We start from the raw sequence: 18,860 nt of genomic DNA on the forward strand, positions 1-18,860 counted from the left end.
AATATGATGAAAGATCCGACTAAAGTAAGAGAATATTTAATTTATGTAAAGAATTTATCCGACAAGACGAGAGAAATAATGCCGTTTATGTATGGTGAATAAGGGACAATTTGTTGGACATAACTCAGAGGGGAATTATAAGAAAAAAGATGGTAGAAGATACGGTTTTATTTCATTTAAGATAAATCCTAACAAAAATAATAAAAATATTTGTAGTAATTTAGAGTTTACTAAGGACTCCCTTACTTTTTAGAGTAAGAGAGTCTTTAGTATTTAAGATATTAAATCTAATTTAGTCGACTATTAAAACATATCTTTCATAATATAATTTAAAATAATTAATTGTGATTAATTTTAATTTCTTTATTACAAAATTCTTTAACTGATAAATCATGAGAAATGATAAATACTATTTTATTTTTCATGTTATTAAGTACTGTATTTAAGATAATATTTTGTGATTTTTTATCGATATTACTAGTCACTTCATCTAATATCACAACATCATAATCTTCTATTAACAATCTAGCCAGCATTACTCTTTGTTTCTCTCCACCAGATAAATTATTACCTTGATCTAATAATTTATCGTCTAAGTCGTGATTATTCAGAATAGATTTCATTAATTCAGAATCCTTTAAATTATTCCAATTATAATTATCATTCTCATATCCATAACGAATGTTATCTTTTAAAGTAAACGGTAAAATAGCATTTTCTTGAAATAAATAGAACATATGACTTCTTAAAGATAGAGTGTTTATATCTTCTAAGTTATAGTCGTTGATACATATACCTGTAGAATCTCTGAACTTTAATAAAGCTTTCATTAAACTACTTTTTCCTGACCCTGAAGGACCATCTACATAGATGATGTCCCCAGGAGAAAAAGTTGTATTTATTTTATGAGAAATCTTTTTATTAGCAATATCGAATTCAACTTTACCAAAATATATAGATTTAATACTTTTTATGTTAAAATCCTTTTGTTCTTCTTGTTCATTAATAATACATTCATTTACAAATTCTTTTGATACTATTAAATCTCTATATTCTAAGTTTACATTTGTGAATCCTTGAAGTGCAGTAAAAAATATTGGAACCACGACACTTGCAACGACTAAATCTCCTATTTGTGTTTTTCCTGTAAATATTAAGTAAGCTAAGACAAGAAACATTAGATTCTGAACAAAACTATTGATTAATTTGATAATTAAACTTCTACTCTGACCAAACTTATTTACGTTTGCCATTGAGTCGTATATTCTATAAATTGACGGAGAGATTAAATTTTCTATTCTTTTATAATCACTTTCTTGTTTAACCATATCAATATTTTTAAAAACAGCTATTAAATCTTTGTAGCCTGAAGATGTTTCTTCTTGCATAATTTTACTTTTTTCATGGAGTTTTTTATTAATAAATTTATAGCCTAAATAATTGATAGGAACTAGAGATAATAGCATTAGAAAAAGGTAGATATTTATAAAACCAATAAGTGTAAGAGAAACAATGAGTATTATTATATTGCTTATAATACCTACCAGACTATTGATTAAAAATAGATATAAGTTATTAACAACTTGAGCAATACGATCAATTAAATAGGATGAACCTTGATTTAATATTGAATCGTATTTCATATTAAATAGCTTTGAATATAACTCCTTAGAATAATCAACATTAAATTTTAATGCAAAATTCTCTCGTATAATTACCATTAAAATTTGAATTGCATATGTAGCAAACATAAATACAATAAGCAGTGTAAAATTATAAGTATTAATCTTATAATCATTATTAAAAATATTAGATAATACAATAGGAACAGAAACAGTCAATATAGATGTAAATAGAGTAAGAATAAAAGTAATAATGACAAATTTTTTATTTTTTAAAAGTATATCTTTCATATTCATTTTTCCTTTTTAGTTTATAATCCGGTCTACTATTATATGAGGAGAATTATCTACTTCATCTTTAAAATAATATATGAATTGAGGTACCTTAATATAATATGATTTATATCTAAATATATTTGTAATTATATTCTTTCCTCCTGAAGTACAACCATATATTTTTGCGTTACATTTTACTTTCAATGCTTTTGCAATTAGTTCAGCAGAACTTAGTGTACGACGATCTATTAAAATTATAATGTTTTTTGCTATTATTGTTTCTTTTTTCAAACACGTTATTTTATATTTGTTATAACGACTTTTAAAATATACAATATTTTCTTTGTATTGAATGAAGTACTCTAAAAAATCTATAGACTTTTTAACAGAACCACCAGTATTTCCAGTTAAGTCTATAATAAAATTTTCAACAGGTGATTTTATTTCATTTAAAAAATTTAAGTCGTTATTTAAATTTTGAAATTTTATAAATATATTATTATTATTTATTACTAAATGATTTTTAATTTCATTTTTATTATAAATTATGAGAGATTTAATTGTTACTGAATAATTTTTATTATTAAATTTTAATATAAGTTTATAACAATCACGTTTTTCTATTAACTCTTTGAAAGGGTCATTATTATTAATTAAACACACTTGAGAATGGTTATATATTTTTAATGATGAAGGTGCTTTTTTAATGTATAATTTATCTTTAAAAACATGGTAATCAATCTCTAGTATATCAAAAATATTCCAAAAAGAATTTTTATATTTGCTTACTTTTAAATATTTATCATTATGAGAAAGGATATATTTTTCAATATTATTACCATTCATAGGTAGTGAACTATTTAAATAATAATTATCAAGTAAACCCATTATCTCCTTAACCATAATTTTTAAGTATGTTCCTTAACTTATTTTCTGCAATTCTTTTTTGTAAATCACACATAACTTTATTGCTTACACCAATATCTCCAAATAAATTATATGATATTGCACTACATCCACCACCACATAAATGACGAATAGAACATGTGTCACATCCTTTGATATTGTATACAGCACGATTTTGAAATTTATTTGTAATCGAGGACTCTTTAAGCTCATTAAACCAATTTTCTTCTTTTACATTCGTAATTTTATATTCTTCTTGTATCATTGTTTGACATGGATATACTGAACCATCTGAATCAATTGCTATTATTTTAAAAGATGCTCCACATATTGCTCCACTTGTAGAACAATCTTGTTTATTTATTGGAAAGCATTTTAGATCAGGAATATGTTTTAAATCCTCACCAATATTATTTGGAATGAAAGGAACCACTATGTAATCCATTCCTAATTTTTCTTTAACAAACACTTCAACTTCTTTCCAATCTTCATTATCACCTACTGCAACGGAACGTATTAGAAATTTATGTCTATATTCATTTGGAACTCATTCTAGATTCTTAATAAGTTTTCTGATATTTAGACCTAATCTTAAATTGTTTTCATCTCTTAAGGTATCTAGACTAATTACAAAATGATTCACATAATTTAAAAGTTCTAACCTTTTGTTAAGAAGCATACCATTAGAGAGAATATCACATGTCATATTTAGAGAATTTGTAAATTTACATAATTCAATAATATCTTTTCTTAACAATATCTCTCCACCCGTAAAATTAATATGTTTAGTACCTATTTTTGAAAGTTTATATAGTATATTTTTACATTCTTCAGTTGTTAATTGGTCTGGCTTATTTAAATTTTCCATATTATAACAGTATGTACATCTAAGATTACATCTTTGAGTCGCATGAAAATAAACTGTATCAATTGTTACACTTGTATCTCTATTTTTAAGAATTTTATCGAAAATGCCTTGATTATATACTTCAATATTCTCATATAAAATACCATTCCTAATAAGCTTTTCTAAGTCATCTTTTTCTATTGAATTTACATCAATAAGATTAGTCTTATTATTTATACATTCGTACAGTTCTTCATCAACTATAACTGCTTTATTATAATCTGGACAATATAATAAATAATTTTCATTTTCTTTTATATGTATTAAATTTTTAACTAATTTCAAATAAAAACCTCCTTAATATAAATAAGGGCAAAATGCCCTTATTTAATAACCCGAACCACTACCAATTTTTTCTCCACAAGCACAAGCGCAAGCTTCTAAGTTTTCTAATACTTCTTTAGGTAGTTCTTTTACTTTTGACACGTAATCACCTCTCTTTAATTTAGGAACCATCACCTTTTCCAGTTATAGAACCACAAGAACATGCACAGGCTTCTAAATTTTCTAAGATTTCTTTAGGTAGTTCTTTTACTTTTGACATTAAACCACCTCCTTAATATTTATTATATAGTTAATAATTTAAAATTCTGTGATATTAGTCACTATTATCAGACAAAATTAAATAATTTTACTATTAATATTGAAAGTATAACTTCTTGAATATTAAGGAGATATTTTATATTTTTTAAATTTAAAGTTTAAGATTTAAAAGTATCTTATAATAAGATATATTTTAATGTGTAAAATTATTTAACTATTTTGTATATAATATAATAAATTTTTCTATATTTATTATTTCATTATTAAATATTTTCCATAGAGTTTAACTAACGAACGATTTCTGATTTCTCAAATAATGCGATTTACGCTTGTGATTGTTCCGTAATCACCATGTATACACATAGAGAAGCTGTAGATTAGTTGATAAATTCCTATTACACATGGTTGATTTTAGAGATGTTTATAACACAGACTATGATGTAATGAGTACTATTCCTGTGATGTTCAGCTAAAACAGATGAAATGACACTTAAAGATAGTTCAAATGATTATGATTCATATGATTTTGAATACATTATTCGCTCTATGGGGCGTGTTAGGTTTTGGGATAAATTTGTTATGTCAGAAGATGATTAATACGATTAACAAGAAATTGAACAATATGAAACACTAGCAGATGAGGTTATAACTCATTATCAGTCAATTTTTGACGAGGAAATATAGTGATTTTATTAGATAGAACACAATAAAAAGATTACGATCATTCACGTCAAAAACCACTCACAAACGAACAAATTAAACTGGCTAAATTAGGATATTCAACAGATAGAGTACCAGGCGATTTACATTCACAAATCTTAGTATTACGCACATTATATGCAGGTGAAAAGTTTTAAAATGATGATGTCATCAGTACTGGAATCAATACTATTTATTATTGAAGTTTTAAATGAAGGAGATAAGAGGGATTTTGATAGATAATTTGAACAAAATGTAGAGGATAAAGTTGAAGTATTGAAAAGACAGAATAAATAAACTTATTAATATCAAGTCTATTTTCTTCAAGCAAAACAACAAAAACATCATTTTTATCAAAGTCAATGTTTTCTGCTGTTATGTACTCTACTTGATATCCTAGTTCATCTACACTTGCCTCAGCTTTTTGTACTTATAAATTAATTTATTATAATGAATTATATCATTTAAAATGAAAAGAGGAATAAATATGCTAACTTATAATGTTTTTTCACTTATATATTTTATCATAATACTAAATTCAGTGGGGACTATAACTTATTTGTGTACAAATAAAAAGAATGATGGATCTATAATTATTCTTATAGGCACATTAACATTAACTATAATATGTATATTATTAAATTTTACATCTGGAGAATTAATGGATGAATATATATTTGAAGACAATACATTGCATTTTTATGTTTCTGTCATAGTTTATTTTCTACAATTAATAGTTTTAATATTATATTTTAAAAAATTTAGTTACAGTGATTAAGAAACTACCGTAGAAGTAAATTATATTTTATAAAAAAGGCTGTAAACGTCATCTCATTTGAGACTTTGTCTACAGCCTGAGATAAACATTGAAAACAATGTTTATCTTAATAAAAATTATAACTCTCTATATAGACCAATTACTTTACCAAGTACTGTGACTGAATCTAAAATAATTGGATCCATCGTACTGTTTTCGGGTTGGAGTCTATAGTAGCCTTTTTCTTTATAGAAACGTTTTACTGTCGCTTCGTTTTCATCGTTCATCGCAACGATAATTTCCCCGTTATGTGCGATGTTTTGCTTTCTAACGATGACTTTATCTCCGTCGTGAATTCCTGCTTCGATCATACTATCTCCGACTACTGTAAGTAGGAATACCTCACTATTATGTCCAGCAGTTAAATGTTCTGGGAGTGGGAAGTATTCTTCGACGTTTTCAACAGCAGTGATCGGTAACCCCGCAGTAACTTTACCGAGTACTGGTGCATGAATGACAGCTACTTTTTCTTCAAACTCATTACCAACAATTTCAATTGCACGAGGTTTTGTTGGATTTCGTTTTATGTAGCCTTTTTCTTCTAATTTACTTAAATGCCCATGGACAGTAGAGCTCGATTGTAAACCAATCGCATTTCCAATTTCACGGACACTCGGTGGGTACCCTTGTTCGTTTACACATTGCTTAATATATTGAAGTACTTCTTTTTGACGAGCGGTTAATTGTTCCATAATATTTCCTCCGATATTGAGTTAACTTAATTTTAGCATATGTATATGCTGAGTACAAACATTTGTTCGTAATCTCTTGACAACGAACACGTGTTCTATTAATATGATAGTACAAACAAATGTTCGGGAGAGATGAAACATGGTTAAACAAGAACAAATTACAATACTTGCGATTACAGCTTTACTTATCACGTTAAGCATTTACTTTTTAATAGATTTTTATATACATGCACCACTTTATGACCTCGATCATGTATTCGGGTCATCACAAGCAGCATTTTTTGTACAAGATCAAATAGCGAACAGTGATACGAACGATACACTTGAATTCGCAAGTAAAACATTAAACAGATAATATATGATATTTGCGCATCGGCAATATAGCCGAATGCGTTTTTTTATGGTAAATTTAAGTAGAAAGGATGAGTCATCATGTTAGATGATAAAAAATTAAAACGACTGAACCATTTAGCGAAGTTAAAGCGTGAAGAAAAGATTACTAAAGATGATCTTGAAGAACTGAATGCACTAAGAAAAGAGTATTTAGAAAACTTTAGAAGTAGCTTTAGATCGCAAATTGAAAATGCGACAGTGATTGATCCAGAGGGTAACGATGTTACACCTCAAAAAGTAAAAGACATTCAAAAAAGAAGAAGAAATAATTAAGGAGATTTAAATGACTATGACTTTTGATCAAACAGACCAATTAGTTGTCAATTCAATCCGTGCATTGTCTATCGATGCAATTGAGAAAGCAAATTCAGGACACCCAGGACTTCCGATGGGGGCTGCACCGATGGCGTATGCGTTATGGAAAGACCACTTAAACTTTAATAGTAAATCTGTAAACTGGTTTAACAGAGACCGCTTCATCTTAAGTGCGGGACATGGAAGCATGCTGTTATACAGCTTACTTCATTTTTCTGGTGTCATCTCTATGGACGACATTAAAGAATTCCGTCAATACGAATCAAAAACACCAGGACACCCAGAGTTTAAGCATACTGACGGAGTAGAAATTACAACAGGTCCTCTTGGCCAAGGTTTCGCAATGAGTGTTGGTATGGCGATGGCTGAAGCTCATTTAGCAGCTAAGTTTAATACGAAAGAACATAACGTTATCGATCACTATACGTACGTACTAGCGAGTGACGGTGACTTAATGGAAGGTATTTCACATGAGGCTGCATCACTTGCCGGGCATTTAGCGCTTGATAAGTTAATCGTATTATATGACTCTAACGATATTTCACTCGACGGTGATTTAGATATGAGCTTCTCTGAGAATATTGAAGGTCGTTTTAAAGCATATAACTGGGATTATCATATCGTAAAAGACGGTAACGACTTAGAAGCAATCAGTCAAGCGATTGAAAACGCGAAATCTTCAGATAAGCCGTCATTAATTGAAGTAAAAACAATTATTGGATATGGTTCACCAAACAAACAAGGTAAAAGTGATTCACACGGTGCGCCAATCGGTGAAGATGAAAGAAAGAGTGCGTTTGATCATTATGGTTTAGATCACACAAAGTCATTCCACGTTGATGATAGCGTATATGAGCGCTTTAACGAAACGTTAAACAAACGTGGTGAAGAATTAGAAAACGAATGGAACGCTTTAATGGAAGAGTATAAAGCGAGTAATGAAGATTTATACAATACGTTAGTAGATGCAATTAACGGTAAATTGCCAGTGGATTACGACATGAACCTACCAACATACGAAGTAGGCTCTAAAAAAGCGACACGTGGCAGTTCAAGTGACGTCATTCAAAAACTATCAGAAAACATACCAACGTTATTCGGTGGAGCAGCTGACTTAGCATCATCAAACAAAACGCTAGTCAATGCTGAAGAAGCATTTTTACCAGGTAATTATAGCGGACGTAACATTTGGTTTGGTGTAAGAGAGTTTGCGATGGCAGCTGCAGCGAACGGTATGGCAGCACACGGTGCAATTTTACCGTACGTCGGTACATTCTTTGTATTTAGTGACTACTTAAAACCAGCTGTACGTTTAAGTGCGTTAATGCAGTTACCAGTCACATACGTGTTTACACATGACTCAATTGCTGTCGGTGAAGATGGTCCAACACACGAACCGATTGAACAACTGGCTGGACTTCGCGCAATTCCAAACTTAAACGTTATTCGTCCTGCTGACGGTAACGAAACACGTGAAGCTTGGAAACGTGCAGTTGAATCTAAAAATACTCCGACAGCACTCGTATTAACGCGTCAAGACGTCGAAGCGTTAGATATCGACAAAGGTACGCTTGCTGAAGGTGTAAAACGTGGTGGGTACGTTGCGTATGATAATGGAGACGACGCAATTGTGTTTGCGACAGGTAGTGAAGTGTCACTTGCGATTGAAGCGGCAAAAGTTTTAAAAGAAAAAGACGTCAACATTAAAGTCGTATCATTACCAGATACTGAAACATTCTTTAAACAAGATAAAGCGTATATCGACAGCGTATTAAATAAACATATCGAAAATAGAACAGCTGTAGAAATGGCAGCGAGTATCGGATGGGCAAGATTTGTCGGTCTTGACGGTAAGTACTTAACGATCGACACATTCGGTGCAAGTGCGCCTGGTGATTACGTAATGGAAAAATACGGCTACACAGTCGACAACTTAGTAAATATTATTTTAGAAGACTAAAAACAAACATCCTGTACACTGTACAGGATGTTTTAAATGCATTGAACGTAATTTTAAATTCATGTACAATTATAATGTTGAAAATTGGAAAGAGGTGAGTCGTTTGGCAACTTGGATTTGGATTTTAATCGTTATCGTCGCACTAATTGCTGGTACAGCACTTGGTTTTTATATGGCACGAAAATATATGATGGATTACTTAGAGAAAAACCCACCAATTAACGAAGACGTGTTAAGAATGATGATGATGCAGATGGGTCAAAAACCTTCACAAAAGAAAATTAATCAAATGATGTCGATGATGAATAAAAACATGAAAGACGTTAAAAAATAACTGATATGAAGCATGTCTCTTGAATCATTTAAGAGGCGTGCTTTTTATTTTGATAATTTGTCATATATATATTACTGTTAATAGAGCAGTTCATTCGTTTAGATGATACACTTAATATATATGAAATGGAGGCAGTAAATTGGGTAGTGAAGTCACTTTTTTCTTAGCATTTGGAGCAGGCGTGCTAAGTTTTGTATCCCCATGTGTATTACCGGTATTCCCGGCATTTATCTCATACATTACTGGGATGAGTTTTGACGAAGTTCAAAATCGTAATTTTAACTTACGCGCAATTTTACATACACTATTCTTCCTCGTTGGGTTTAGTATCATTTATATCGCAATTGGATTTGGTGCGTCATTTTTTGGTGGTATACTCATCGAATATTCGAAACTAATCCAACAAATAGGTGCAATACTAATTATCGTATTTGGTTTAATTATTACGGGTATTTTAAACTTCGATTTCTTAAATAAAAATAGAAAAATCGAATTTAAAAATAGACCGAGTGGCTTTGTAGGATCTGTGTTAATCGGTATGGCGTTCGCTGCAGGGTGGACTCCATGTAACGGACCAATTATCGGTGCAATTTTTGCGATGAGCGCAACAGAGCCAGAAAATGCATTAATGTTAATGGTCATTTATTGTTTAGGATTCTCAGTACCGTTCTTCATATTAAGTTTCTTCGTCTCTCGTACACGTTGGATTGTTAAATATTCTGGCATTCTAATGAAAGTCGGCGGCGTAATTATGATTTTAATGGGTATTTTATTATACTTTGACGGTCTGACTAAGATTATTATTTGGTTATCACCGTACTTTGGAGAGTTTAGAGGGTTTTAAATGAATGAATTATTCGCTTTACTAAAAGAATATGAGGATACGCTATTTATAATCGCATCGATCGGTGCGATTATAATGGGGTTACTCGTCATTCTTTGGAGAAATAATGAAACAAAAACACCGCTACATTTAAAGAAAATTATTATCCCACCGATTATGATGTCAACGGGTGCGTTGATGTTCTTGTTCCCATATTTTCGTTTAGATAATCATTTGATACTTGAAGCGGTAGTCGTCGGTATCGTATTTTCATTTGCACTATTACTTACGACGAAGTATGAAGTAAAAGATGACGAATTATACGTTAAAGCATCCAAACTATTTCCAGTTATACTCGTCGGGCTTTTAATTATCCGTACATTTATGAAGACGATTCTATCTCAAGAAATTACACCTGGTGAAATCGGTGGGATGTTTTTCCTACTCGCATTTACGATGATCGTTATATGGCGTACATCGATGGTCTTACATTATTTACAATTTAAAAAGAAACAAGGTTGAGTAATGATAAATTACTCAACCTTTTTTAATGCTTCTGTTTGTTCAAATATAGAAAATTTTTGTTTTTCATCGTCTGCGAGTTCAAAGAGCTTTTCGTATGGTTTATAGTCGATGTTTAGCTCGTCCAGTTTTTTCTTCATAAAACCGTGATCTCTTTTTGGAGTTGCGATAATATAACCTTTCATGATTTGGTCTAAATGAATTGTATCTACTTTCTCATCTAACGCGATTTTTGAAATGCGTCCGGCGATTCTTTGTTTCGCTACGTCTCTAAATAATTGTGGTACAGGTGACACAAGTTCGTCTAACAGTTCTCGTGCTTCATCGTTCCATAATGGTAATGCTTGTTCTATATAATACTCTTGCCAATCGAGTTCTGACCATCCATCTTCTCTTGGCAATGCTTTTAAAAATTTTCTAAACATAAAATATCCACCAATCGCAAGGAGTCCAATCATTAAGAATCCCCATAAAGCGATCATCCACATGACAAAATCACTATACACGTCCTTCACCTCTTAACTAGATTATAGAAAATAAAAATATTTATGTCCATTTTTCTAAATAGAACGATATATAGGGTGTAAGGAGGTGAAACACATGATTAAATCACTAGCAGCAAAGTTTGTGTACGAAAGCGAGGACATGTCTGGTAAAGAGGTTTTAAAGACACGTACGTTAAATCGTCTTTCAGTACACACAGGAAATGATGCTTTACTGAGATTAAGTGAAGCATACGGTAACTTAAAAGGAGAAAAATACGTCAACGTATTTAAAGTCATTACGGAAGAAGTAAACTAATTAAGGAGGAAACAAAATGTCTAGAAAACTTATATTACAATTTGAAACAGAATATGAAGGAGTATTTAACTTCACGATTAATGAACCAAAAGATGGACTCTCTCAAGAGGAAGTCGAGTTAGAAGCTCAAAAAATCATCGACTCAAAAGCGTTAATTTCAAAAGACGGTGCACCAGTACGTCTAAAGAGTGCAAAAATTGTCACTCAAGACGTTGAAACGCTCGTGTAAATGGATATTACACAACTCGTTAGTGACGTTGGATTTCCTATCGTCATCACGTTCTTCCTCATGCACCGTATGGAACGAAAGCTCGACCAAGTAGTGATGGCACTTCAAAATCTATCGAACTAACAAAAAGCCCTTCGGGGCTTTTTTTGTTTTTAAAACATTTCTAACTCGTATAGAATGATGAATAAAGAGGTGCTACTATGAAAATTTTACATACAGCAGATTGGCATATCGGCAAACGTTTAAACCGCCAATCTTTAATTGATGATCAGCGCTATGTGCTCGAACAGTTATTAACATATATAGACAATAACGATGTGGACGCAGTTGTGATTGCAGGAGATTTATACGATAAAAAACAACCGTCTCAAGAAGCGATGAACGTCGTGAACTATTATTTAAAAGAAATTAATTTAGTACGTAAAAAACCAATATTGTTAATTAGTGGAAATCACGATAGTAAACCATATATCGACGCACGTAGCGAGTGGTTTCAAGCGAATCATTTTTACGTAAATACTGAACTTGAAAACTGTTTTATTCCGGTCACGTTTAACGACGTTGATTTTTATTTATTACCGTATATTGAAATACCTGAAGTGAGACATTACTTTAATGACGACACGATCGATACGTTCGAAAAAGCATACCGACGTGTGATAGATGAGATTACAAACAATTTTAAACGAGAAAATAATATACTCGTCGGTCATTTGTTTGTATCGGGAAGTAAAGAATCAGAATCCGAAGAAAAAATTACGATCGGTTTAACTGAAGAAGTGTCCCATAAACTTTTTGAACCGTTCGATTTTACGTTGCTCGGTCATTTACATCGACATAACGCATTTAATAGTGAAAGAACATTTTATAGTGGTGCGATTATGAAATATAGTTTCGATGAAGCGAACGATAAAAAAGGTTTTAAAGTGATTGATACTGATAAGAACACAGTTGAATTTATCGAATTTGAATTACTTCACGACCTCATCCATTTTAAAGGCAGTTTTAAAGATATTATTACCGGTGAAGTAGAGATTGAAGATAAAGACGCATACATCAAATTTGAGTTAACCGATATGGAGGGGTTTACGGAACCGATGACAGCATTAAAACAACTGTATAAAAACACGCTCGTATTATCTCGCAAAGTTGAACGCTATGAAAACGATGATATCGAGATAGACACGAATAACACGAGTGACGATCAAATTTTTAAGTTGTTTTATGAAAAATTTACAGGTCGTGAACCGACAGAGTTTGAATTTGAAACGTTTAATAAACATTTAAGAGGGATTACAGATGAAACCAATTAAATTACAGATGGAGTTTATCGGTCCATATAAAAACGAAACGATTGATTTCACACGCTTAAACGACTCATTATTTTTAATATCAGGGCGTACGGGTTCTGGGAAATCTATGATTTTTGATGCGATTACGTATGCATTATTTGCGACAGCTTCTACAGAGAGTAGAGGTGGTGAGTCTTTAAGAAGCCAGTTTGCAAGTGACGACGAATTGTCAAAAGTTAATTTAGATTTTTATCATCGTGGTAAAAAGTACCGAATTGAGCGTATATTAACATACAAAAAAAGAACGAACAAAAATCCAACGACAGGTCAAGCAGCAATTTATAATGACTTCGGAGAGCTTATCGTATCTGGGTTACAGGAAGTGTCTAAATATGTCGAAGAACTCCTTCATATGTCAGCGCGACAATTTAGACAAATTGCACTATTACCGCAAGGTGAGTTTAAAAAGTTACTCACTGCAAATACAAAAGATAAAGAAGAAATTTTAAAAACATTATTTGGCACGGAGCGTTTTAACGACGTATACAAAAGTATTTATAAAGAATATAAAGATAAAGACAATAAAAGACAATTACTTTATAAAGAAATTGAAACGCAGTTATTATCTGTTTCAGATGAACCAGTTTTAGAATTTAACACGTCATTAAGATCTTTTAAAGAAAGAATTGATCAAGACAGACGTGTGCTAAATAAAAAGAAAAAAGAAATAGAGCCCGTTGAATTAGGCATAGAAAAGTTATTAAAAGAGATACAAAAAGATCACCAGCACAATGAACGGTTAACAGAATTTAATAAAACAAACGTAGCGTTAACTGAATTACGCGATCGATCTGATGAAATAAAAGAAACAGAACGTACATTACAATTAGTAAATGAACTGTCTAAAATTAAAGAAGTATTTCATCTTGAAAAAAATGTAGCGGTTAAGCTACGTCAATCAACAAAACAAGAAGAGACTTTAACGAATGATTTAAATAGTGAAGAGGCAAAGAATGAGTTAGTTACGAATGAGATAAAAGCACTAAAAGAAAAAGAAACAGTGATCGAACGTCAAAAAGAGCATCTTTCACTTTTAAATAAGTATGATACGGCGCAATATAAAAATCTTGATGCGTCTATTTTAAACACTGAGGAAGAAATAAAAGAGTCTGAAGACACACTTAAAACAGTAAATAGTGACATCTCATTAAAAGAAAAAGAATTAGAAACGAACGACGCGAGTATTGATGTACTGAACACTTTAAAAGAAGAAAAACATTCTATTCAAATCGCGATGAACGATATCAAACGAGATATTGAAATGCAGAAAGCGGAAGAGAAGAAAATAAAGCAGCTAGAGTCTTTTATTCAACAAAAAGAAAAGCTGTCTGAAGACTTAGCTATAGTCATTAAAGATAAAGAAAGTATAGTTAAACAATTTAATGATATTTCACTCGAAACAAACGAAGCGATCAATCATTTACTGTCTCATTTAGAAATTGGTCAGCCGTGTCCAGTCTGTCAAACAGTTGTCGAAACGTATCCAGAACATAAAGAAGTGATGGATGCTGAAACAAAAGACAGGTTAACTGAATTAATGAATCGAGAAAATGAGTGCACTAAAGATATTGATCGGTTGACGATTCATATAGAAGCGACAGAGTCAAATATTAGTGACGTTAAATATGATGGTGATCAGTTAAGAGAAGACTTTTCTAAGTTAGAATTCAAACTTCAAAATATTGATGAACAGCTTAAAAATGTGAGTGAACAGTTAGAACGTAAAGAGAAGTTAATGAGTGATATTAACGAGCTTAAAGATTCACGATTAAAAACAAGTGAGGCACTCACATATAAAAATGAATCGTTAAAAAATCTTACACAAACGAAAGAATCATTTATTGCGGAGACTGGACTAAATGATTATACAGCGTTAGAAGAGAAAATCACTCTACTAACGGATTCTGTTAATCTTCATGAGCGTTCGTTAAAAGAAGCAGAGTCTAAACGACAAAACATCGAATTAAACATCGCCAAATTACATGCAGAGTTATCATCAGTCAAAGATAATATTGAATCGTTTCACCGTGATTTAAATGAATATACACCAAAAGTTGAATCATTTTTAAACACTTATGACACAGTAGACCGAACAAATATTGAAGCGTATTTTAAAATCGATGACGAAGCGTTACAGCAAACAGTCGATACGTTTTACAGTAAAGTGCGCGAGCTAGAAATAAAATTAAACACGTTAAAAGAATCCCTCACAACTTTTGAAGCAATCGATGTCACTTTAAAAGAAAAAAAGTTAAAAGAGTTAGAAGAGCAAAAGAGAGAGCTACAACGCGTTATTACAGAGACTGAATATCAATTAAATAGTGACGAGGCATTAATAGAAAAATTAACGGATTCTATCAACACATATAACGAAGACGAGAAACGCGTTCGCGAGCTCGAAGTCTTAGCAAAAATTATAAACGGTAATAGTGAAGGTAGAAATTCAACCCATCCAACATTGTCACGATTCGTCCTCATTCATTATTTAGAATTGATTTTAGTTTATGCTAATAAGCGACTCACAGAAATGACGAATGGCCGTTATGAATTGCGACGAAAAGATACGTTTAATGCGGCAGACGCGCTCATCATCGACGTATTTGATCACTTTAACAACGAAACGAGAAATATCGCGACACTTTCAGGTGGAGAAACGTTCCAAGCGAGTCTTGCCCTTAGTTTATCGCTCTCTGAAGTCATTCAACATGAAGCGGGTAGCATTAACATGGATATGCTCTTAATCGACGAGGGGTTCGGAACGTTAGATGAAGAAACACTTAACACTGCGATTAACACGTTAGTCGACCTTCAAACGAAAGGAAAGATGGTCGGAATTATATCACACGTTGAGGCATTAAAAACACGACTTCAAAACATTATATATGTAGAAACAGAAAACGAAAGAAGTATGACAAATATTGTAACTTATTTGTCATAAAGGCAATTTGATATAAAAAGGTTATGTGAGATAATCAAGTTATATAGAACATATTGAGGAGGATAATCGTGAAGCGACTACTATTACTCGTTTTACTATCAAGTATTGTTTTATCTGCATGCTCTAAAGGTGGAGAAGTAGACGTAAGCAGTCGATACGGCAATACGCTTGATGACTTTGAAGTCGTTGACCAAAACGATGAAACATTCAAAAAAGCGGACATGGATGGAAAAGTATACTTAGTAGACTTTATTTTTACAAACTGTACGACAGTATGTCCACCGATGACACATAACATGACGTCTGTCGTAGAAGACCTTGAAAAAGACGGCGTTGAAAACTATGCAATTTTAAGTTTTTCAGTAGATCCAAAAAGAGATACACCAGAAGTGTTAAGAGAATATATTGATATGTATCATATCAATGATTTAAATGCAGATTGGACATTCGTTACAGGGTATGACTATGAATTTATACGTAAATTCTCAGAGAAAAACTTTAAAACAATCGTCGCACCACCACCAGAAGGTAGTGACCAAATTACACACGGAACATCGTTTTATCTCGTCGATGAAAACGGCAAAATTATTAAAGACTACTCAGGTGTAGATAGTGGAGACAAGCGTTTCCCTAAAGAAGAAATCGTGAGTGACGTTAAGAAGTTAACAAAAAATCTATAGACCCTAAACCACTAAGAGTAATCTTAGTGGTTTTTTATCTTCTAAAATTAGAAAATTTATGTTACGATATATGAATGACAATCAGTCATTTTTAGGAGGTGTGTCACTTGAACAAAGAGGAAAGAATTATCGAGTCCGCAATCGAGGTATTTTTAGAAAAAGGAATTGAGAAAGCAACGGTATCTGAAATCGTAAAGAAAGCAGAGATCGCACAGGGTACGTTTTACTTATATTTCGATTCAAAACTATCTGTCATGCCTAAAATTGCTGAAGTGATGGTTGAGAAAATGTTAGAAGAACTCTCACAAAATGTCGATGGAGAAACAATTGAAGAAGAAATAAAATCGGTGATCGACACGATTTTTAATATAACAAAAGAATACAAATCACTGACAACACTCATCTACTCAGGACTTACACAAACACAGTACGTCGGTGACTGGGAAAAGATATACGCACCACTCTATGATTTTATAGAACAATTACTAATTCCACGTAAAAATAACGGTGAAATTAGAGAAACGGTAAATACAGCATTTATATCAAAAATTTTAATCGGCTCGATCGAATCATTGGCTGAACAGATGTATTTATATGATGAAGCAAGTGAAGAAAATGTAATTGAATATAAAGAAGAGTTATTTACGTTTATTTTAAAAGGATTAAAATAGAATTTAATTTTATTTTATAATGACTGATAGTCATTCATTTTATTTAGAAAGGGAATTTTATGAATAAAGCATGGATATATGTCTTTTTAACGAGTTTTCTCGAACTCGTTTGGATATACGGATTTAACGTTGCGACCACGTGGTGGCACTGGTTAATACTATTACCAATTATCATCTTAGATTTTTTAATTTTATCAAAAGCTTGTGAATCATTACCAACAGGAACTGTGTACGCAATATTTGCTGCAGCAGGGACCGTCGGAACAGCATTAATGGACATCTATTTCTTCGATGAACATCTAACACTCGCGAAAATATTCTTCATCGGAATATTGGTACTCGGAGTCATCGCTCTTAATCTAACAGACGATACGAACAAAAAGGAGGTCACTGAATAATGGGTTGGATATACGTATTTTTAGCAGCAATACTAGAACTCGTTGGAGTCATCGGTTTAAATGGGTTTAGTAAACAAAAATCAGTAAGAAACTTCCTCCTATTCTTCGGTGGATTCGGAGGGTCATTCGCAACACTATACCAAGCGTTTAACTATCTCCCAGTCAGTATCGCATATGCAGTCTGGATTGGAATCGGAACAGCCGCAGCGGTGATTGTAAACATGATATTTTACGGAGAATCAAAGAGCTTTGGAAGAGTCTTTAGTTTAGTAATCATAATAATCGGAGTCGTTGGGTTGAAGGCTGCGAGTTAACGGGGTGTTGTGCGAAATCTCCGCGCTTTTTGTGTACTTTATCACTTAAAACGACTTAAAACGATTTCTTCTGATTTTATTTAACAAAAATATCGAGATTCTGTTAGATATATGGATATATTTAACAGATTTTATTGTTTTGGACCTGTTTTTGTTAGATAAAAAATTATATTGAACATATTTTATGATTTTAGATCCGTTTTTGTTAAATAAATGATTATATCTAACAAAAATTCGTTCCAAGGAGCAACATATGTAAATAAGAAGAATAAAAATCTTTAAAAATCAAAGAAAAAGAAGAGTTTTAAGTGCAGTAATGATAATTGTTGGAATAGTTGGATGAAAAGCGCCGAATTAGTCGGAGTGTTGCAGGAATGCCCTCTGTATTTCGTGTTCTTTATCATTTAAAGTGTGTTATGACAACTTCTTGTGAATTTAATTAACATAAATATCGCGATTCTGTTAGATATATGGATATATTTAACAGATTTCACAATTTTGGAGTTGTTTTTGTTAGATAAAACAATATATTTAACATATTTCATGATTTTAGATCCGTTTTTGTTAAATAAAAGTTACGTCCATATAATTGTGTAAAATAAAAAAAGAGCCATCGTATTCTCTGTTATAATTCAGTTACCAACAAAAATTAACAGGGAGAGAATACA

Annotated in this window: 21 protein-coding genes; 15 read left to right on the plus strand and 6 right to left on the minus strand. The window is 31.7% G+C overall.

Annotated features, from left to right (window positions below; genetic code table 11):
* Positions 1-338: 338 nt before the first annotated feature.
* The 5 genes from HMPREF3177_RS04335 to lexA form a co-directional block, all read right to left on the minus strand.
* A complete protein-coding gene (locus HMPREF3177_RS04335; protein ID WP_070457239.1) occupies positions 339-1,913 on the minus strand; it encodes an ATP-binding cassette domain-containing protein in 1,575 nt (524 codons plus the stop codon).
* 15 nt (positions 1,914-1,928) lie between these two features.
* Positions 1,929-2,786: a S41 family peptidase gene (locus HMPREF3177_RS04340; RefSeq protein ID WP_070457240.1), complete on the minus strand. Its 858-nt coding sequence runs from the start codon at positions 2,784-2,786 to the stop codon at positions 1,929-1,931.
* A gap of 7 nt (positions 2,787-2,793) precedes the next feature.
* A complete protein-coding gene (locus tag HMPREF3177_RS04345; protein WP_070457241.1) occupies positions 2,794-3,273 on the minus strand; it encodes an SPASM domain-containing protein in 480 nt (159 codons plus the stop codon).
* A gap of 78 nt (positions 3,274-3,351) precedes the next feature.
* Entirely contained in the window at positions 3,352-3,996 is a 645-nt protein-coding gene (locus HMPREF3177_RS04350; RefSeq protein ID WP_070457242.1) for a radical SAM protein, read from the minus strand.
* A 1,851-nt stretch (positions 3,997-5,847) separates the two neighbouring features.
* The gene (lexA, locus tag HMPREF3177_RS04360; protein WP_068128094.1) at positions 5,848-6,462 is read right to left on the minus strand and encodes a transcriptional repressor LexA; all 615 of its coding nucleotides are present in this window, start codon (positions 6,460-6,462) and stop codon (positions 5,848-5,850) included.
* Between the two features lie 139 nt (positions 6,463-6,601).
* Here lexA and HMPREF3177_RS04365 point away from each other — a divergent pair, with 139 nt between their 5' ends.
* The 6 genes from HMPREF3177_RS04365 (at position 6,602) to HMPREF3177_RS04390 (ending at position 10,809) form a co-directional block, all read left to right on the plus strand.
* A complete protein-coding gene (locus tag HMPREF3177_RS04365; RefSeq protein ID WP_040928827.1) occupies positions 6,602-6,817 on the plus strand; it encodes a hypothetical protein in 216 nt (71 codons plus the stop codon).
* Positions 6,818-6,891: 74 nt separating this feature from the next.
* The gene (locus tag HMPREF3177_RS04370) at positions 6,892-7,128 is read left to right on the plus strand and encodes a DUF896 domain-containing protein (RefSeq protein WP_371327386.1); all 237 of its coding nucleotides are present in this window, start codon (positions 6,892-6,894) and stop codon (positions 7,126-7,128) included.
* 16 nt (positions 7,129-7,144) lie between these two features.
* Complete coding sequence (gene tkt, locus HMPREF3177_RS04375; RefSeq protein ID WP_070457819.1) at positions 7,145-9,130, plus strand: transketolase; 1,986 nt, start codon at positions 7,145-7,147, stop codon at positions 9,128-9,130.
* Positions 9,131-9,233: 103 nt separating this feature from the next.
* A complete protein-coding gene (locus tag HMPREF3177_RS04380; protein ID WP_040928824.1) occupies positions 9,234-9,464 on the plus strand; it encodes a YneF family protein in 231 nt (76 codons plus the stop codon).
* A 139-nt stretch (positions 9,465-9,603) separates the two neighbouring features.
* Positions 9,604-10,308, plus strand: coding sequence for a cytochrome c biogenesis CcdA family protein (locus HMPREF3177_RS04385; protein WP_070457244.1), 705 nt, complete (start codon positions 9,604-9,606; stop codon positions 10,306-10,308).
* A complete protein-coding gene (locus HMPREF3177_RS04390; RefSeq protein ID WP_068128104.1) occupies positions 10,309-10,809 on the plus strand; it encodes a CcdC family protein in 501 nt (166 codons plus the stop codon).
* Positions 10,810-10,820: 11 nt separating this feature from the next.
* Here HMPREF3177_RS04390 and HMPREF3177_RS04395 read toward each other — a convergent pair whose 3' ends face one another.
* A complete protein-coding gene (locus tag HMPREF3177_RS04395; RefSeq protein ID WP_040928822.1) occupies positions 10,821-11,297 on the minus strand; it encodes a DUF2621 family protein in 477 nt (158 codons plus the stop codon).
* Between the two features lie 112 nt (positions 11,298-11,409).
* On the opposite strand from HMPREF3177_RS04395, the gene HMPREF3177_RS04400 reads away from it, so the two are divergent.
* The 9 genes from HMPREF3177_RS04400 (at position 11,410) to HMPREF3177_RS04435 (ending at position 18,192) form a co-directional block, all read left to right on the plus strand.
* A complete protein-coding gene (locus HMPREF3177_RS04400) occupies positions 11,410-11,610 on the plus strand; it encodes a DUF1659 domain-containing protein (protein ID WP_070457246.1) in 201 nt (66 codons plus the stop codon).
* Between the two features lie 16 nt (positions 11,611-11,626).
* The gene (locus HMPREF3177_RS04405; protein WP_040928820.1) at positions 11,627-11,839 is read left to right on the plus strand and encodes a DUF2922 domain-containing protein; all 213 of its coding nucleotides are present in this window, start codon (positions 11,627-11,629) and stop codon (positions 11,837-11,839) included.
* Positions 11,840-11,962: a YvrJ family protein gene (locus tag HMPREF3177_RS08395; RefSeq protein WP_210388786.1), complete on the plus strand. Its 123-nt coding sequence runs from the start codon at positions 11,840-11,842 to the stop codon at positions 11,960-11,962.
* A 77-nt stretch (positions 11,963-12,039) separates the two neighbouring features.
* The gene (locus HMPREF3177_RS04410; protein WP_070457248.1) at positions 12,040-13,152 is read left to right on the plus strand and encodes an exonuclease SbcCD subunit D; all 1,113 of its coding nucleotides are present in this window, start codon (positions 12,040-12,042) and stop codon (positions 13,150-13,152) included.
* The gene (locus HMPREF3177_RS04415) at positions 13,139-16,129 is read left to right on the plus strand and encodes an AAA family ATPase (RefSeq protein WP_070457250.1); all 2,991 of its coding nucleotides are present in this window, start codon (positions 13,139-13,141) and stop codon (positions 16,127-16,129) included. The genes HMPREF3177_RS04410 and HMPREF3177_RS04415 overlap by 14 nt, the downstream gene beginning before the upstream one ends.
* Positions 16,130-16,197: 68 nt before the next feature.
* Positions 16,198-16,809 (plus strand): SCO family protein, encoded by a 612-nt coding sequence (locus HMPREF3177_RS04420; RefSeq protein WP_070457252.1) that lies wholly within the window; start codon positions 16,198-16,200, stop codon positions 16,807-16,809.
* Between the two features lie 107 nt (positions 16,810-16,916).
* Complete coding sequence (locus HMPREF3177_RS04425) at positions 16,917-17,480, plus strand: TetR/AcrR family transcriptional regulator (protein ID WP_070457254.1); 564 nt, start codon at positions 16,917-16,919, stop codon at positions 17,478-17,480.
* 59 nt (positions 17,481-17,539) lie between these two features.
* Entirely contained in the window at positions 17,540-17,878 is a 339-nt protein-coding gene (locus tag HMPREF3177_RS04430; RefSeq protein WP_070457257.1) for a DMT family transporter, read from the plus strand.
* Positions 17,878-18,192, plus strand: a complete 315-nt coding sequence (locus HMPREF3177_RS04435) for a DMT family transporter (protein ID WP_070457259.1) — start codon at positions 17,878-17,880, stop codon at positions 18,190-18,192. The genes HMPREF3177_RS04430 and HMPREF3177_RS04435 overlap by 1 nt, the downstream gene beginning before the upstream one ends.
* Positions 18,193-18,860 lie beyond the last annotated feature (668 nt).

The sequence above is a fragment of the Nosocomiicoccus sp. HMSC09A07 genome (assembly GCF_001808485.1).
Taxonomy (GTDB): Bacteria; Bacillota; Bacilli; order Staphylococcales; family Salinicoccaceae; genus Nosocomiicoccus; species Nosocomiicoccus ampullae_A.

What these genes read in the sequence shown, in the direction of transcription:
- HMPREF3177_RS04335 (WP_070457239.1), bottom strand. Translation starts at nt 1,913, where the DNA reads ATGAAAGATATACTTTTAAAAAATAAAAAATTTGTCATTATTACTTTT.
- HMPREF3177_RS04340 (WP_070457240.1), bottom strand. Translation starts at nt 2,786, where the DNA reads ATGGGTTTACTTGATAATTATTATTTAAATAGTTCACTACCTATGAAT.
- lexA (WP_068128094.1), bottom strand. Translation starts at nt 6,462, where the DNA reads ATGGAACAATTAACCGCTCGTCAAAAAGAAGTACTTCAATATATTAAG.
- HMPREF3177_RS04365 (WP_040928827.1), top strand. Translation starts at nt 6,602, where the DNA reads ATGGTTAAACAAGAACAAATTACAATACTTGCGATTACAGCTTTACTT.
- tkt (WP_070457819.1), top strand. Translation starts at nt 7,145, where the DNA reads ATGACTTTTGATCAAACAGACCAATTAGTTGTCAATTCAATCCGTGCA.
- HMPREF3177_RS04390 (WP_068128104.1), top strand. Translation starts at nt 10,309, where the DNA reads ATGAATGAATTATTCGCTTTACTAAAAGAATATGAGGATACGCTATTT.
- HMPREF3177_RS04395 (WP_040928822.1), bottom strand. Translation starts at nt 11,297, where the DNA reads ATGTGGATGATCGCTTTATGGGGATTCTTAATGATTGGACTCCTTGCG.
- HMPREF3177_RS04400 (WP_070457246.1), top strand. Translation starts at nt 11,410, where the DNA reads ATGATTAAATCACTAGCAGCAAAGTTTGTGTACGAAAGCGAGGACATG.
- HMPREF3177_RS04405 (WP_040928820.1), top strand. Translation starts at nt 11,627, where the DNA reads ATGTCTAGAAAACTTATATTACAATTTGAAACAGAATATGAAGGAGTA.
- HMPREF3177_RS08395 (WP_210388786.1), top strand. Translation starts at nt 11,840, where the DNA reads ATGGATATTACACAACTCGTTAGTGACGTTGGATTTCCTATCGTCATC.
- HMPREF3177_RS04410 (WP_070457248.1), top strand. Translation starts at nt 12,040, where the DNA reads ATGAAAATTTTACATACAGCAGATTGGCATATCGGCAAACGTTTAAAC.
- HMPREF3177_RS04415 (WP_070457250.1), top strand. Translation starts at nt 13,139, where the DNA reads ATGAAACCAATTAAATTACAGATGGAGTTTATCGGTCCATATAAAAAC.
- HMPREF3177_RS04430 (WP_070457257.1), top strand. Translation starts at nt 17,540, where the DNA reads ATGAATAAAGCATGGATATATGTCTTTTTAACGAGTTTTCTCGAACTC.
- HMPREF3177_RS04435 (WP_070457259.1), top strand. Translation starts at nt 17,878, where the DNA reads ATGGGTTGGATATACGTATTTTTAGCAGCAATACTAGAACTCGTTGGA.